We start from the raw sequence: 13,769 nt of genomic DNA, 5'->3' as shown, positions 1-13,769 counted from the left end.
TTGCGCCGCCCCGGCGGTGTCTTATATCGCTGCGACAGTCAGGAGACGCGCGACGATGGCCAAGAAGAAGAAGGGCAAGCTGCCAAAGGAAGTGCTGGGGGTGAAGGTGCCCAAGGAACTGCGCAAGGCGGGCGAGAAGCTGATCGAGCAGGCGCAGGGGCCGGCGGGGCGGCAGGCGATCGCCGGTGCGCTGACCGCGGTCGCGGGCGCGGCCGTGACCGCGGCATTGTCGCGCGGCGTGCGCCCTGCCGGACGTACCGCCGCGCAAGAAGATCACGGCGCCGAACCCAAGGACCGGCGCGCCGCGTCGGAGGCTGCGACGCCGGGCGACGTAATCGGCGACATGGTGAACGCCTTCCTTAGCAATGCCGGAAAGTACAATCGGCGGTAAGCGGTGTTTTCCGGCGTGTATCAGAAAGAGACATTTACTACCTAAGAGGCTGAAATCGGGATCGGGCGCATAATCAGCGGTCGATCGTCGCTTGTTGACGGTCGTCGGCGCGCGACACTATCGAATTTCTCACAGGCACGGCGTGGCGCTGTTGTCGTGAGGGGACGATCATGAAGAAATTGGCAATGGCTGCCGCCGCCGTGATGATGATGTCGGGTGCCGCTTCGGCGCAGAACCTGGTCAAGAACGGCGGCTTCGAGCAAAACACCGTCGATGGCAGCCGCCAGTTCACCAACAATGTCACCAACTGGACGAACGAGAAGACCAGCGGCTATACCGGCTACGGCTATAACTTCCTCATCAAGGGCGACAGCCCGGATGGGGACGGCTTCACCTCGCTGGGCGGTAACCACGACTACATCTACGGCACCTTCGGCACGGCCAACACCGTATCCAGCCTCGGCGACTTCAAGGGCAATTATTCGGAGACCGGCTACAACGGCGACAACGGCAAGACCTGGGCATACGGCAACTACATCCTGGCCGATGGCGATCCCGCATTCGCCGGCAAGATCAGCCAGGTCATCGGCGGGCTGGTCCAGGGCAACACCTACAACCTGACCTTCGACTGGGCCGCCGTCACGTGGTTCACGACCCCGGGCCAGACGACCCAGCGCTTCGACGTGTCGCTGGGCAACGTCGTGAAGTCGACCGAGACGCTGACCGTCGCTCCGAAGGGCGCCTCGGGCTGGAAGAAGGCTTCGCTCGACTTCGTGGCGGGCGGCACCAGCCAGACGCTGTCGTTCCTCGCGAAGGGCACCCCGAACGGCCTGCCGCCGTCGCTGCTGCTCGACAACGTGTCGCTGACCGCGGCGGTGCCGGAGCCCGACACCTGGATGACGATGATCCTGGGCTTCGGTGTGGTCGGCGCCACGATCCGTCGCCGCAAGGCGAGCGGCGCGACCCGCCCCCAGATGGTCTGATCGATCAGATTTCGACGAAGTGTGGGGCGGCGGCGTGCTTGCGGGCGCGCCGCCGCTTCACCGATTCTTGACGATCGATGCGCGAGACAAGGTGCGCGCCGGTCGTCGGCGCAGGCGGGAAGGGGCGATGACGCTGTCGGACGTGGCAATCGACGTGGCGCGATTGAGCGTGTGGCTGGTGCTGCTCGCGATGCTGTTCGTGCCGATCGAGTGGTTGTTCAGCCTGCGCGACCGACCGGCGTCCCGCGGCGGCGTCGCGGGACGGGCCGCCGACCTGGTCTACTACTTCCTCAACAGCCTGGTGCCCGGCGTGATCATCGCGCCGATCATGGCGACGGTCGCGGTGGTGCTGGGGCAAGTGACGCCGGGCGCCTATACCGCGTGGGTCGCCTCGCTGCCGTTCGCGGCCAAGCTGGTCGCGGCGTTGCTGGTGAGCGAGATCGGCGCCTATTGGGCGCACCGCTGGTGCCACGAAATCCCGTTCCTCTGGCGCTTCCACGCGATCCATCACACGGTCGAGCATCTCGACTGGCTGGCGAACACGCGCGCGCATCCGCTCGACGTCACGTTCGTCCGGCTGTGCGGGCTGGTACCGGTCTATGCGCTGGGGCTGGCGAACACGCATGCCAGCGGCGCGGATGCGATGATCCCGGTCTATGTAACGCTGGTCGGTACGGTGTGGTCGTTCCTGGTCCATGCCAACGTCCGGTGGCGGTTCGGGTGGCTGGAGCAGGTCGCGGCGACGCCGGCCTTCCATCACTGGCACCACACCAACGGCGCGGAGGGGCGCGACCGCAATTATGCCGCGATGTTTCCGTGGATCGACCGCGTGTTCGGGACGCTTCACCTGCCGAAGGATCAATGGCCGCCGGTGTATGGCATCGACAAGCCGATCCGCGGCGGCATGGGCGGCGAGCTGCTGCATCCTTTCCGAGGCGAGAAGGATGAGGCGGAGGGCAACGGGCGGGCGCGGGCGCGGGCGGGGTCGGCGGCGGGGGCGGGGGCGGGGGCGGTGTCACCGGACTAGCCAGGGTTCGTCGTCCCGGCGAACGCCGGGATCTGCTGCCTGGCTGGCGGTGCGCGTCACCGTCGGGAGATCCCGGCCTTCGCTGGGATAACCAGCAGGCAGGCAACGATCGACGGTCCTCGCGCGCTGTCGTGGGCGGAGGCGCGGATGCAGGATGACGACAAGCGGCTGGCGGCGGAAGCGGCGGTCGAAGAGGTGCGCGACGGGATGCTCGTCGGGCTGGGCACCGGATCGACGGTGCGGTTCGCGATTCAAGCGCTCGGGCGGCGCGTGGCCGAGGGACTGCGCATCGAAGCGGTCGCGACCAGCATCGACAGTGCGCGCAAGGCCGCGGCGCTGGGCATCGCCGTGCGCGACTTCGCCGGGGTCGCGGCGGTCGACCTGACGATCGACGGCGCCGACGAGGTCGACGCGCGGCTGTGGGCGATCAAGGGCGCGGGCGGCGCGATGTTGCGCGAGAAGATCGTCGCGGCGGCGTCGACGCGGATGGTGGTGATCGCCGACGCCTCCAAACGGGTCGCGGCGATCGGCGCGGCGAAGCTGCCGGTCGAGGTGCTGCCGTTCGCGGAAGCATTCGTCACCGCGAGGCTGGGCGCGCTGGGCGCGGCGGTGGCGCTGCGCGAGCGGGCGACCGACAACGGCAACCTCGTCCTCGACGCGCGGTTCGCGGCCTTTCCCGCGGCGCGCGCGTTGGCCGCCGCGCTGGATGCGACGCCGGGCGTGCTGGGGCACGGACTGTTTCTCGACGAGGTGGATGCGACCTATGTCGCGGATCGCGGTGTCGTTACGCGGCTGGAACGCGCCGAGGCGAGCGGTTAAGGGAGGCGGGACTCGGCAACCGGCGTCGTGCCGGTGCGTTCGACCCCGTGACTCCCGACATGAGGATTGCATGACCGACACCGCCAGCTCGCCCGCCGGTATCCACGAGGACGGCAGCCCGGAGCGGCTGCAGATCGACACGATCCGCACGCTGTCGATGGACGCCGTGCAAAAGGCCAATTCGGGCCACCCCGGCACGCCGATGGCGTTGGCGCCGGTCGGCTGGACGATCTGGACGCAGTTCCTCCGCTACGACCCCGCGCATGCCGACTGGCCGAACCGCGACCGCTTCGTCCTGTCGGTCGGCCATGCCTCGATGCTGCTGTACTCGCTGCTGTATCTGGCCGGCGTCGAGGAGATCGGCGCGGACGGCGAGAAGAGCGGCAAGCCGGCGATGTCGCTCGACGATATCAAGCAGTTCCGGCAGCTGTCGTCCAAGACGCCGGGCCACCCCGAATATCGCCACACCACCGGCGTCGAGACGACGACCGGTCCGCTGGGCGCGGGATGCGGCAATTCGGTGGGCATGGCGATCGCCGAGCGCTGGCTGGCGGCGCGCTACAACCGCCCCGGCTTCGCGCTGTTCGACCATGACGTCTATGTCGTGTGCGGCGACGGCGACATGATGGAGGGCGTCTCGGCCGAGGCGGCATCGCTGGCCGGGCACCTGAAGCTGTCGAACCTGTGCTGGATCTACGACAGCAACCAGATCTCGATCGAAGGCGACACGGATCTGGCGTTCGACGAGGATGTCGGCAAGCGCTTCCAGGCCTATGGCTGGAACGTCATTCATGTCGACGATGCCAATGATCTCAACGCATTGAAGAACGCGCTTCAGGCGTTTCGTGACGAGCAATCGTGCCCGACGCTGATCGTCGTGAAGTCGGTGATCGGCTGGGGCAGCCCTCGCGCCGGCAGCGAGAAGGCGCACGGCGAGCCGCTGGGCGCCGAGAACATCGCCAAGACCAAGCTCGCCTATGGCTGGCCGGCGGAGGACTTCTACGTTCCCGAGGGCGTGAAGGAGGCGTTCGGCAAGGCGGTCAAGGATCGCGGCGGCAAGGCGCGCGACGAATGGGTGGCATTGTTCGAGAAGTATCGCAGCGAACATGCTGACCTGGCGGCAGAACTCGACCTGCTGCTGAAGGACGAGCTGCCCGAGGGCTGGGACAGCGAGATCCCGGTGTTCGAGGCCGACGAGAAGGGCGTGGCGAGCCGCGATGCGGGCGGCAAGGTGCTGAACGCGATCGTCAAGAAAGTGCCGTGGCTGCTCGGCGGATCGGCGGACCTCGCGCCGTCGACCAAGACCGACATCAAGGGCGCGCCGTCGTTCGAGGCGGACAATTACGGCGGCACCAACTTCCACTTCGGCGTGCGCGAACATGGCATGGGCGCGGTGGTGAACGGCATGGCGCTGTCGCACCTGCGTGCCTATGGCTCCACGTTCCTGGTCTTCCTGGATTACATGCGCGCGCCGGTGCGGCTGTCGGCGATCATGGAGATCGGCGCGGTGTGGGTGTTCACGCACGATTCGATCGGCGTCGGCGAGGACGGGCCGACCCACCAGCCGATCGAGCATCTGGCGACGCTGCGCGCGATTCCGGGCATCGACACCTTCCGTCCCGGCGACGCCAACGAGGTGGCGGCGGCATGGCGCGCGGTGATGAAGGACGCGAGCACCCCGGCGGCGCTGATCCTGTCGCGTCAGGCGCTGCCGACGCTCGACCGGACCAAATATGCGAGTGCGGACGGGGTCGAGAAGGGCGCGTACGTGCTGGCGGGCGGCGACGAGGCGCCCGAGGTGATCCTGACCGCGACCGGCTCGGAAGTGTCGCTGGCGGTGCAGGCGTATGAGACGCTGGTCGCCGAGGGCGTGAAGGCGCGCGTCGTGTCGATGCCGAGCTGGTACCGCTACGAACTGCAGGACGCCGCCTATAAGGAAAGCGTGCTGCCCAAGGCGGTGACGGCGCGGGTCGCGATCGAGATGGCCGGGTCGCTCGGCTGGGATCGCTACGTCGGCTTCGAGGGGCGGCAGATCACGATGTCGACGTTCGGCGCGTCGGCCCCGCTCGCCAAGCTGCAGGACAAGTTCGGCTTCACGGTCGAGAATGTCGTAAAGGTGGCGAAGGAAGCGATGGGCCGCTGACGGTCGCGGCGGCGACGGCGGGTTCCTATATCGGCCGGCGACGCGCTGCGCGCTGACAGACACGACGGGATACGGAGATCGGTATGAGCAAGCTACAGGACCTCAGCAACGCCGGGACGGCGGTGTGGCTGGATTTCGTCGACCGCAAGTTCCTCGAGCAGGGCGGGCTGCAGAAGCTGGTCGACGAGGACGGGCTGACCGGCGTCACCTCCAACCCGACGATCTTCGAGAAGGCGATGGGCGCGGGCGAGGCCTATGACGCCGGGTTCGCGGAGTTCGACAAGGCCAATCCGGGTGCCGAGCCGATGGCGCGCTACGAAGCGCAGGCGGTGAAGGACATCCAGGCGGCGTGCGATACGCTGCGCCCCGTCTATGACCGGCTGGACGCCAGGGACGGCTATGTCAGCCTCGAAGTGTCGCCGTATCTGGCGCTGAAGGGGCCGGAGACCGCCGAGGAGGCCGAGCGGCTGTGGCAGGCGGTCGACCGCCCGAACCTGATGATCAAGATCCCGGGCACCGACGACGGTGTGCGCGCGATCCGCGACACGATCGCCAAGGGCATCAACGTCAACGTCACGCTGCTGTTCGGGGTCGAGGCGTACAAGAAGGTCGCGCTGGCCTATGTCGAAGGGCTGGAGGAGCGCGTGTCGAAGGATTTGGCCGTGGAGCGGATCGCGAGCGTGGCGAGCTTCTTCGTCAGCCGCATCGACAGCAAGATCGACGATGCGATCGACGCCGGAACGGGCGGCGAGGAGGCCAAGGCGCTGAAGGGCAAGGTGGCGATCGCCAACGCCAAGCTGGCCTATGCCTGGTATCAGGAGTTCATCGCGTCCGACCGCTGGCAGAAGCTGGCGGCGAAGGGCGCGCGGCCGCAGCGCTTGCTCTGGGCGTCGACCGGGACCAAGAACCCCGACTATCCCGACACGCTGTACGTCGACCAGCTGATCGGGCCGGAGACGGTCAATACGATGCCGCCCAAGACGATGGACGCGTTCCGCGACCATGGCACGGTGGCGCAGACGCTGACCGAGGGCGTGGACGACGCGCGGCATGTGATCGACGAACAGGCGCGGCTGGGGCTGGACCTGGGCGGGGTGACCAGGACGCTGGTCGACGAGGGCGTCGCGAGCTTCTCCAAGTCGTTCGACGATCTGTTGAAGGTGATTTCGGAGAAGCAGCCCGCGGCCGCTTGATCTGACGGAGAATGCAGGCGCGGGGGCTGGCGACGGCCCCCGCGTTTTCATTCCCTGCTCATGCCGGGGGTCGGCTGGACGCCAGAAACGGTGCGGCGATCTCCGGCGTGATGCGCAGCAGCCGGCCGGCGGCGCGGTCGAGGAGCGCCCAGGTGGTCACGCCTTCGACACGGACCTTGCCGTCGGTGCCCAGGAAGCGGAAATGGCGGTCGAAGCGGGCGCCGCGCGGCGGATCGGGAACCCAGGTCTCGCCGGTCACCGTCTCGCCCTCCACGACATTGCCGCGATAGTCGATGACGTGGCGCGTGATCATCCAGACATAGGCGGCCTGATGCGCGGGCGGCGCGATCGCGTGCCAGTGCGCGACCGACAGGTCCTGAATCCAGCGTACCCAGACGGCATTGTTGACGTGGCCGAGCTCGTCGATGTCGGCAGGCTGCGCGGTGAAGGGCTGCGTGAAGGTCATGCGTGGCGCGCCTTGTACCAGCGCCAGCCCGCGAAGGCGATGCCCGCCGCCAGCACCGCGGCGACGGCCCACCACAGGTGGCGGTTGGCGGCGACCCGGCCGAGCACCTGCTCGAACCCATGGCCGAACAGATAGCCGATCCCAGTAAAGATCATCGCCCAGCACGCCGCGGAGAGGCCGTTGACGATCGCGAACAGCCGCGCCGACACTTGCGTGGAGCCGATCGCGATCGGGCTGACGGTGCGAAGCCCGTAGAGGAAGCGGAAGGCGAAGATGAAGGCGGTCGGATGGCGTTCGAACGTGGCGACCGCACGCGCGAAAGCGGGCTTGGCGCGCGCGGCGGCGATCCAGCGATGGTCGCGGAAGTGGCGGCCGGCGTAGAACCACGCCTGATCGGCGGCATAGGAGCCGAGCCCGGCGGCGAGCATCGCGAGCGGGAGCGACAGCAGCCCCTTGTGCGCGAGGATGCCGCCGGCCATCACCGCTGCCTCGCCCTCCAGCGCGGCGCCCGCGAACAGCGCGGCGAGACCGTAGCGCGCGACGATCGCCTCGATCGTCATGCCGCGCTCACTCCTCCACGCCCAATTGCCACAGCACGAAGGCATGTTCCTCGGCGGCTTCGCGCAGGCTTTCGAAACGGCCGGACTTGCCGCCGTGACCGGCGCCCATGTTGGTCTTGAGCAGCAGGACGTTGGCATCGGTCTTCGTCGCGCGCAGCTTCGCCGCCCACTTTGCGGGCTCCCAATAGGTCACGCGCGGATCGTTGAGGCCCCCGGAGATGAACAGTGGCGGGTAATCCTGAGCCTTTACATTGTCGTACGGCGAATAGCTGCGGATCAGCTCGAACGCCTTCGGGTCCTCAATCGGATTGCCCCATTCCGGCCATTCGCCGGGCGTCAGCGGCAGCGTCTCGTCGAGCATCGTGTTGAGGACGTCGACGAACGGCACGTCGGCGATCACCGCGCCCCATAGCTGCGGATCGGAATTCACGACCGCGCCCATCAGTTCGCCGCCCGCCGAGCGGCCGGCGATCGCGATGCGGCCGGCGCTGGTCCAGCCTTGTGCGACCAATGCCTTCGCCACGTCGACGAAGTCGTTGAAGGTGTTGGTGCGCTTCTCGAGCTTGCCGTCGTGATACCATTGCTGGCCGAGGTCGTCGCCGCCGCGGATGTGCGCGATCGCATAGGCGAAGCCGCGGTCGAGCAGGCTGAGCCGCCCGGTCGAGAAGCCCGGCGGGATCGCATGGCCATAGGCGCCATAGGCGTAGAGGAACAACGGGCGTGAGCCGTCGCGCGGAAAGTCGTGCGGATAGACGATCGAGACCGGCACCTGCGTGCCGTCGCGCGCGGGGATCGTCAGCCGCTGCGTCGCGTAGCGTCCCGCATCATAGCCGCTGGGGATCTCCTGAACCTTGAGCATGGTCAGTTCGCCGGTCGCGGTGTCATAGTCGTAGACCGTGCCCGGTGTTACCATCGACTCATAGCCGAGACGTAGAACAGTCTGATCGTACTCGGGATTATCGCCGAGTGCCGCGGCGTAGCTCGCCTCCGGGAAGGTGATGCGGCGCGGCGGGGTAGCGGGGTCGTAGGAATGGACTTCGATCTGGTCGAGCCCGTCCTCGCGCCCCTCGACGATGAAGAAGTCGCGGAAACATTCGACGCCGGTCATGTAGAAGCGGGCGCCCGGCGCGATACGCTCGGTCCACTCGCCTGGCGACGCGATCGGGGCGGTGACGAGCCGCCACATCGGATCGATGTCGTTGGTGTGGATGAACAACGTGTCGCCGTGCGTATCGACGTCATATTCGCGGCCTTCCCGACGCGGTGCGATCAGGATCGGATCGGCGAAGGGATCGTCGGCGGGGAGCAGGCGGATCTCGCTGGTGACGTGGTCGCCGGTGCCGATGACGATCCAGCGGCGGTCGCTCGTCTCGCCAACCGCGACGCGGTAGCCCTCGTCATCCTCGTGGAAGAGCTCGATATCCTCGGCCGGATCGGTGCCGAGGCGATGAAAGCGCGCATTGTCGGTGCGCCACTCCTTGTTGGCGAGGCCGTAGAGGAAGCCGCTGTCGTCGGCGGTCCAGACGATCTCCGACAACATGCCGGGGATCGTATCGGGGAGCAGTTCACCGGTGGTCAGATCCTTGACGTGGATCGTGAAGCGTTCTGATCCATTGTCGTCAATGGCATAGGCGAGCTTCTTGGCATCGTTCGACACGGCAAAGGCGCCGAGGCGGAAATATTCCTTGCCCTCCGCCAGCGCGGGTTCGTCGAGCAGCAGCTCGTCCGGGCCCCCCGCGACGGGCCGGCGCCACCATTTGCGATACTGGCCGCCGGTCTCATAGGCCGTCCAGTAGAGATGGTCGCCATCCTTCTGCGGAACGCTGCTCTCATCCTCCTTGATGCGCGCCTTCATCTCTTCGTACAGGCGATCGACCAGCGGGCGGTGCGGCGCCATCTGCGCCTCGAACCAGGCATTCTCTTCCTCCAGATAGGCGAGAATATCCGTGTCGGTGACGTCGGGGTAGTTCGGGTCCTTCAGCCATGCCCATGGATCGTCGATGGTGACCCCGTGCGTGGTGGAGCGATGCGGACGGGTGGCGGCGACGGGCGGGGTGGGGTGGTTCATAGGCGCTTCCTAACGCGCGATCCCGGTTTTCGTCACCCTCTTGTCGCGTGGCGGCGGCGCACGCAGATGGGGGCATGACCGTTACCACGCGCTTCGCGCCCTCGCCGACCGGGCGGCTGCACATGGGGCACGCCTTTTCGGCGATCCGTGCGCACGATTTCGCGCGCGAGCGCGGCGGGCGGTTCCTGTTGCGGATCGAGGATATCGACGGGACGCGCAGCCGGCCGGAGCATGTCGCGACGATCGTCGACGACCTGACATGGCTGGGGCTGGCGTGGGACGGGGAGGTGGTGTTCCAGTCGGCGCGGCTGGATCGTTATGCGTCGGCGCTTGAGAAATTGCGTGAACGGGGCCTGCTATATCGTTGTTATTGCACGCGTGCCGAGATTGCGGAGGCGATGAGCGCGCCGCATGGGACGGCCGCGGTGTATCCGGGGACCTGCCGGGGGGCGCCGGCGCGGGACGCGGCGCACTGCTGGCGGCTGGACATGGCGGCGGCGGTGGCGCTGGGCGGCGAACTGTCGTGGACCGATCACGCGCGCATGGTGGCGAACGAGGCGCTGGCGCAGGGCGACGTGGTGCTGGCGCGCAAGGATGCGCCCGCGAGCTATCATCTGGCGGTGACGGTGGACGACGCCGCGCAAGGCGTGACCGACGTGGTGCGTGGGCGCGACCTGTTCGCGGCGACGCATGTCCATCGGGTGTTGCAGGCGCTGCTGGACCTGCCGGTGCCGCGGTGGTGGCACCACGACCTGCTGGCCGGAGCGGACGGGGAGCGGCTGGCGAAGCGGCACGGGGCGCCGACGCTGGCGGCGATGCGGGCGTCGGGAGTGGACGGCCTGGCGCTGGCGGCGCGGTTGCGGGCGGGAGAGCGGGTGTAGATGGCAGTGGTGACGCTGGACCGCGGGGCGGGTGGCTCGGGCTGCGCGCGCCCGTTGCTCCGGGCGGGGCAAGTGCCTACATTCCGTTCATGAACACGTTCCTCGTCATCCTGCTGGTCGCGGCGATGATCGCCACGGTGGTCGCGCTCGTGCGCGGCATCGTCTCTTTCCTCCAGAGTGCGTCGGCGGAGGCGCGCGGCGAAGGGGGCGGGCCGACCGCTGCGCAGCTGAAATCCAACCGGATGATGCAGATGCGCATCTTCTACCAGGCGCTGGCGGTGCTGATCGTGGTCGTCATCCTGTTCGCCGCCGGGCGCACCTGATGGTCCGGCTGAACCGCATCTACACGCGGACCGGGGACGAGGGGACGACCGGGCTGTCGGATGGCAGCCGGATCGCGAAGACCGACGCGCGGATGCAGGCGATCGGCGATGTCGACGAGGCGAACAGCGCGATCGGGGTGGCGATCGCCGCGCTGGCGGACGACGCGCTGGTCGCGCAGCTGACGCGGGTGCAGAACGACCTGTTCGACCTGGGCGCCGATCTGGCGACGCCGGGTGACGATTACGCACCGGGCGAGATGACGTTGCGGATCGTGCCGGCGCAGGTCGCGCGTATCGAGGCGGAGATCGATGCGCTCAACGAGCACGTGCCGCCGCTGACCAGCTTCGTGCTGCCAGGCGGCGCGGCGGCGTCGTTGCATCTGGCGCGCGCGATCGTGCGGCGTGCGGAGCGCTCGGCGGTGGCGCTGGCGCCGCATGCCAACCCCCAAGCGCTCATCTACCTGAACCGCCTTTCGGATTTTCTTTTCGTCGCCTGCCGGCACGTGAACCTTAATGCAGGTGGAGACGTTCTGTGGGTCGCAGGGGCAAACCGATAACATAAGGCAGTCCCGTGCGCGCCCGATCTCCCGGGTAGCTGCAGGAGGACGACCATGGAAGCGCTCCCCCGGCATGATGCCGGGACCACCCCGCTCGCACGGCGCTATGCGCAGGTGCGGCGGCTGAGCGAGGCGCTGGTCGCCCCGCTGTCCGATGCCGATGCGACGGTGCAGTCGATGGACGATGCGTCGCCGGCCAAATGGCATCTGGCGCACACCACGTGGTTCTTCGAGACGTTCGTGCTGCGGGATCACGTGCCGGGCTACCGGCTGCACGACGCGCGGTTCCCGTTCCTGTTCAACAGCTATTATGAGGCAGAAGGGCGGCGGCACGCGCGCGCGCGGCGCGGGATGATCACGCGGCCGACGCTGGACGAGGTGCTGGCGTACCGCGCGGCGGTGGACGCGGCGGTGCTGGCGGCGCTGGACGCGCTGCCCGCGGCGGTGCGGGAGCTGGTGGCGCTGGGGTGCCATCACGAGGAGCAGCATCAGGAACTGCTCGTCACCGACATGCTGCATCTGTTTTCCGAAAACCCGCTCGAGCCGGCGATCTTCGCGGCCGCGCGCAAGGTGCCGGTGGCGATGCCGGGACCGGTCGGGTGGATCGAGAGCGGCGAGCGTGTCGTGGAGGTCGGGCATGGCGGGCAGGGGTTCGCGTTCGACTGCGAAGGGCCGCGGCACCGCACGCTGGTGCCGGCGCACGCGATCGCGGATCGGACCGTCACCAACGGTGAATGGGCCGCGTTCATCGCCGATGGCGGCTATCGCGATGCGCGGCTGTGGCTGTCGGACGGCTGGGGGTGGGTGCAGCGCGAGGGCGTGAGTGCGCCGCTGTATTGGGAGCATCGCGACGGCGGGTGGACGCGCTTCGGGCTCGACGGGCGGCGTGCAATCGACCCGGCGGCGCCGGTGACGCATGTGAGCTTCTACGAGGCGGATGCCTATGCGACCTGGGCGGGGGCGCGGTTGCCGACCGAGTTCGAGTGGGAAGCCGCCGCCGCGGCGCACGATGCCGGCGGCGGCAACCAGCTCGACGCGGCGGGCGCGGTCGAGCCGCGGCCGGCGGAGGGTGGCCCGGCGTTCTTCGGCGACGTGTGGGAATGGACCGGCTCGGCCTATCGTCCGTATCCCGGCTTCCGCGCGGTCGAGGGCGCGGTGGGCGAGTATAACGGCAAGTTCATGAACGGGCAGTTCGTGCTGCGCGGCGGCAGCTGCGCGACGCCGCGCGGGCATGTGCGCGCCTGCTACCGCAACTTCTTCTACCCGCACCAGCGCTGGCAGTTCACCGGCGTGCGGCTGGCAAAGGACCTGTGATGCTGAAACCCGAGGCCGAGGACGGACAGATGACGCTGGCCGACCCGCAGTTCCGCGCCGATGTGCTGTCCGGGCTGGAGCGGCGCCCGCGCGCGATCCCGGCGCGGTGGTTCTACGACCATCGCGGTTCGCAATTATTCGAGCAGATCACCGATCTGCCGGAATATTATCCGACGCGCACCGAGACCGCGCTGCTCCACGACCTGTGCCCCGAGTTGCACGAGATCGTCGGCGAGGGGCGCGCGGTGGTCGAGTTCGGGTCGGGGTCGTCGACCAAGACGCCGGTGCTGCTGCGCTGCGTGAAGCCGTCGTCCTATGTGCCGATCGATATCTCGGGCGAGTTCCTGCGGCAATCCGCGCGCGACCTGTCGGATGCGTTCCCGGACCTGCTGGTGCTGCCCTTCGAGGCCGACTTCACACGCCCGCTGACGCTGCCGCATACGATCGCCGACGCGCCGAAGCTGGGGTTCTTTCCCGGCTCGACGATCGGCAATCTGATCCCGCTGGCCGCGGTCGACCTGTTGCGGGCGATGCGCGCGTCCCTGGGGGAGGGCGCGATGCTGCTGATCGGGATGGACCGGATCAAGGATCCGGCGGTGCTGGTCCCGGCCTATGACGATGCCGCCGGGGTGACGGCGGCGTTCAACCGTAACCTGCTGGAGCGGATCAACCGCGAACTGGACGGGACCGTACCGGTCGAGGCGTTCGCGCACGAGGCGCGCTGGAACGACGATCGCGCGCGGATCGAGATGCACCTGGTCGCGACGCGCGACGTCGCGTTCACGGTCGAGGGGCGGCCGTTCGCGATGGCGGCGGGCGAGTCGATCCACACCGAGAACAGCCATAAATATGGCGAGCGCGATGCGCGCATCCTGCTGCGCGCGGGCGGCTGGACGCCGGTGCGCGAGTGGACCGATGCCGAGGGCAAGTTCGCGGTGATCCTGGCGGAGGCGCAGGCGGAGCGGCCGGCGCCGTAGGCGGCGGGCCGCGCAGTCCGCTGCGTCATCCCCGCGCAGGCGGGGAGCCAGACCCTCTGACGATGCG

At 68.3% G+C, this 13,769-nt stretch carries 14 protein-coding genes; 11 read left to right on the top strand and 3 right to left on the bottom strand.

Translation table 11 applies throughout. The features are described 5' to 3' along the window. The first annotated feature begins 55 nt into the window (after positions 1-55). From J2Y58_RS05785 to tal, 6 genes are all read left to right on the top strand, one after another. On the top strand, positions 56-391 hold the full coding sequence (locus J2Y58_RS05785; RefSeq protein WP_310100022.1) for a hypothetical protein: 336 nt from the start codon (positions 56-58) through the stop codon (positions 389-391). 170 nt (positions 392-561) lie between these two features. After that, positions 562-1,374, top strand: a complete 813-nt coding sequence (locus tag J2Y58_RS05780; protein ID WP_310100019.1) for a PEPxxWA-CTERM sorting domain-containing protein — start codon at positions 562-564, stop codon at positions 1,372-1,374. 127 nt (positions 1,375-1,501) lie between these two features. Next, positions 1,502-2,401, top strand: a complete 900-nt coding sequence (locus J2Y58_RS05775; RefSeq protein ID WP_310100016.1) for a sterol desaturase family protein — start codon at positions 1,502-1,504, stop codon at positions 2,399-2,401. A gap of 147 nt (positions 2,402-2,548) precedes the next feature. Further along, positions 2,549-3,220 carry a ribose-5-phosphate isomerase RpiA gene (gene rpiA, locus J2Y58_RS05770; protein ID WP_310100013.1) on the top strand — a complete coding sequence of 224 codons (672 nt, stop codon included), beginning with the start codon at positions 2,549-2,551 and terminating at the stop codon, positions 3,218-3,220. A 70-nt stretch (positions 3,221-3,290) separates the two neighbouring features. Beyond that, positions 3,291-5,363 carry a transketolase gene (gene tkt, locus J2Y58_RS05765; RefSeq protein WP_310100011.1) on the top strand — a complete coding sequence of 691 codons (2,073 nt, stop codon included), beginning with the start codon at positions 3,291-3,293 and terminating at the stop codon, positions 5,361-5,363. 83 nt (positions 5,364-5,446) lie between these two features. Then, positions 5,447-6,556, top strand: coding sequence for a transaldolase (gene tal / locus J2Y58_RS05760; protein WP_310100008.1), 1,110 nt, complete (start codon positions 5,447-5,449; stop codon positions 6,554-6,556). Positions 6,557-6,614: 58 nt separating this feature from the next. Here the strand turns inward: tal and J2Y58_RS05755 are convergent, their stop codons facing one another. Genes J2Y58_RS05755 through J2Y58_RS05745 form a run of 3 tightly spaced genes read right to left on the bottom strand, consistent with a single transcriptional unit; the run spans position 6,615 to position 9,650 of the window. Continuing rightward, the gene (locus J2Y58_RS05755; protein WP_310100005.1) at positions 6,615-7,022 is read right to left on the bottom strand and encodes an acyl-CoA thioesterase; all 408 of its coding nucleotides are present in this window, start codon (positions 7,020-7,022) and stop codon (positions 6,615-6,617) included. Continuing rightward, positions 7,019-7,582, bottom strand: coding sequence for a DedA family protein (locus J2Y58_RS05750; RefSeq protein ID WP_310100003.1), 564 nt, complete (start codon positions 7,580-7,582; stop codon positions 7,019-7,021). The genes J2Y58_RS05755 and J2Y58_RS05750 overlap by 4 nt, the downstream gene beginning before the upstream one ends. Positions 7,583-7,589: 7 nt before the next feature. Then, positions 7,590-9,650: a S9 family peptidase gene (locus J2Y58_RS05745; protein ID WP_310100000.1), complete on the bottom strand. Its 2,061-nt coding sequence runs from the start codon at positions 9,648-9,650 to the stop codon at positions 7,590-7,592. 74 nt (positions 9,651-9,724) lie between these two features. On the opposite strand from J2Y58_RS05745, the gene gluQRS reads away from it, so the two are divergent. The 5 genes from gluQRS (at position 9,725) to egtD (ending at position 13,702) form a co-directional block, all read left to right on the top strand. Further along, complete coding sequence (gluQRS, locus tag J2Y58_RS05740; protein ID WP_310099997.1) at positions 9,725-10,531, top strand: tRNA glutamyl-Q(34) synthetase GluQRS; 807 nt, start codon at positions 9,725-9,727, stop codon at positions 10,529-10,531. Positions 10,532-10,620: 89 nt separating this feature from the next. Beyond that, the gene (locus J2Y58_RS05735; protein ID WP_310099994.1) at positions 10,621-10,854 is read left to right on the top strand and encodes a twin transmembrane helix small protein; all 234 of its coding nucleotides are present in this window, start codon (positions 10,621-10,623) and stop codon (positions 10,852-10,854) included. Continuing rightward, entirely contained in the window at positions 10,854-11,411 is a 558-nt protein-coding gene (locus tag J2Y58_RS05730; RefSeq protein ID WP_310099991.1) for a cob(I)yrinic acid a,c-diamide adenosyltransferase, read from the top strand. The genes J2Y58_RS05735 and J2Y58_RS05730 overlap by 1 nt, the downstream gene beginning before the upstream one ends. Positions 11,412-11,465: 54 nt before the next feature. Further along, on the top strand, positions 11,466-12,725 hold the full coding sequence (egtB, locus tag J2Y58_RS05725; protein ID WP_310099988.1) for an ergothioneine biosynthesis protein EgtB: 1,260 nt from the start codon (positions 11,466-11,468) through the stop codon (positions 12,723-12,725). Then, positions 12,725-13,702, top strand: a complete 978-nt coding sequence (gene egtD, locus J2Y58_RS05720; RefSeq protein WP_310099985.1) for an L-histidine N(alpha)-methyltransferase — start codon at positions 12,725-12,727, stop codon at positions 13,700-13,702. Before egtB ends, egtD begins: the two co-directional genes overlap by 1 nt. Positions 13,703-13,769 lie beyond the last annotated feature (67 nt).

Source organism: Sphingomonas sp. BE138, assembly GCF_031456125.1.
Taxonomy (GTDB): domain Bacteria; phylum Pseudomonadota; class Alphaproteobacteria; order Sphingomonadales; family Sphingomonadaceae; genus Sphingomonas.
The sequence above is the reverse complement of the archived record's forward strand: the minus strand, read 5'-3'. Positions and strand labels throughout refer to the sequence as shown.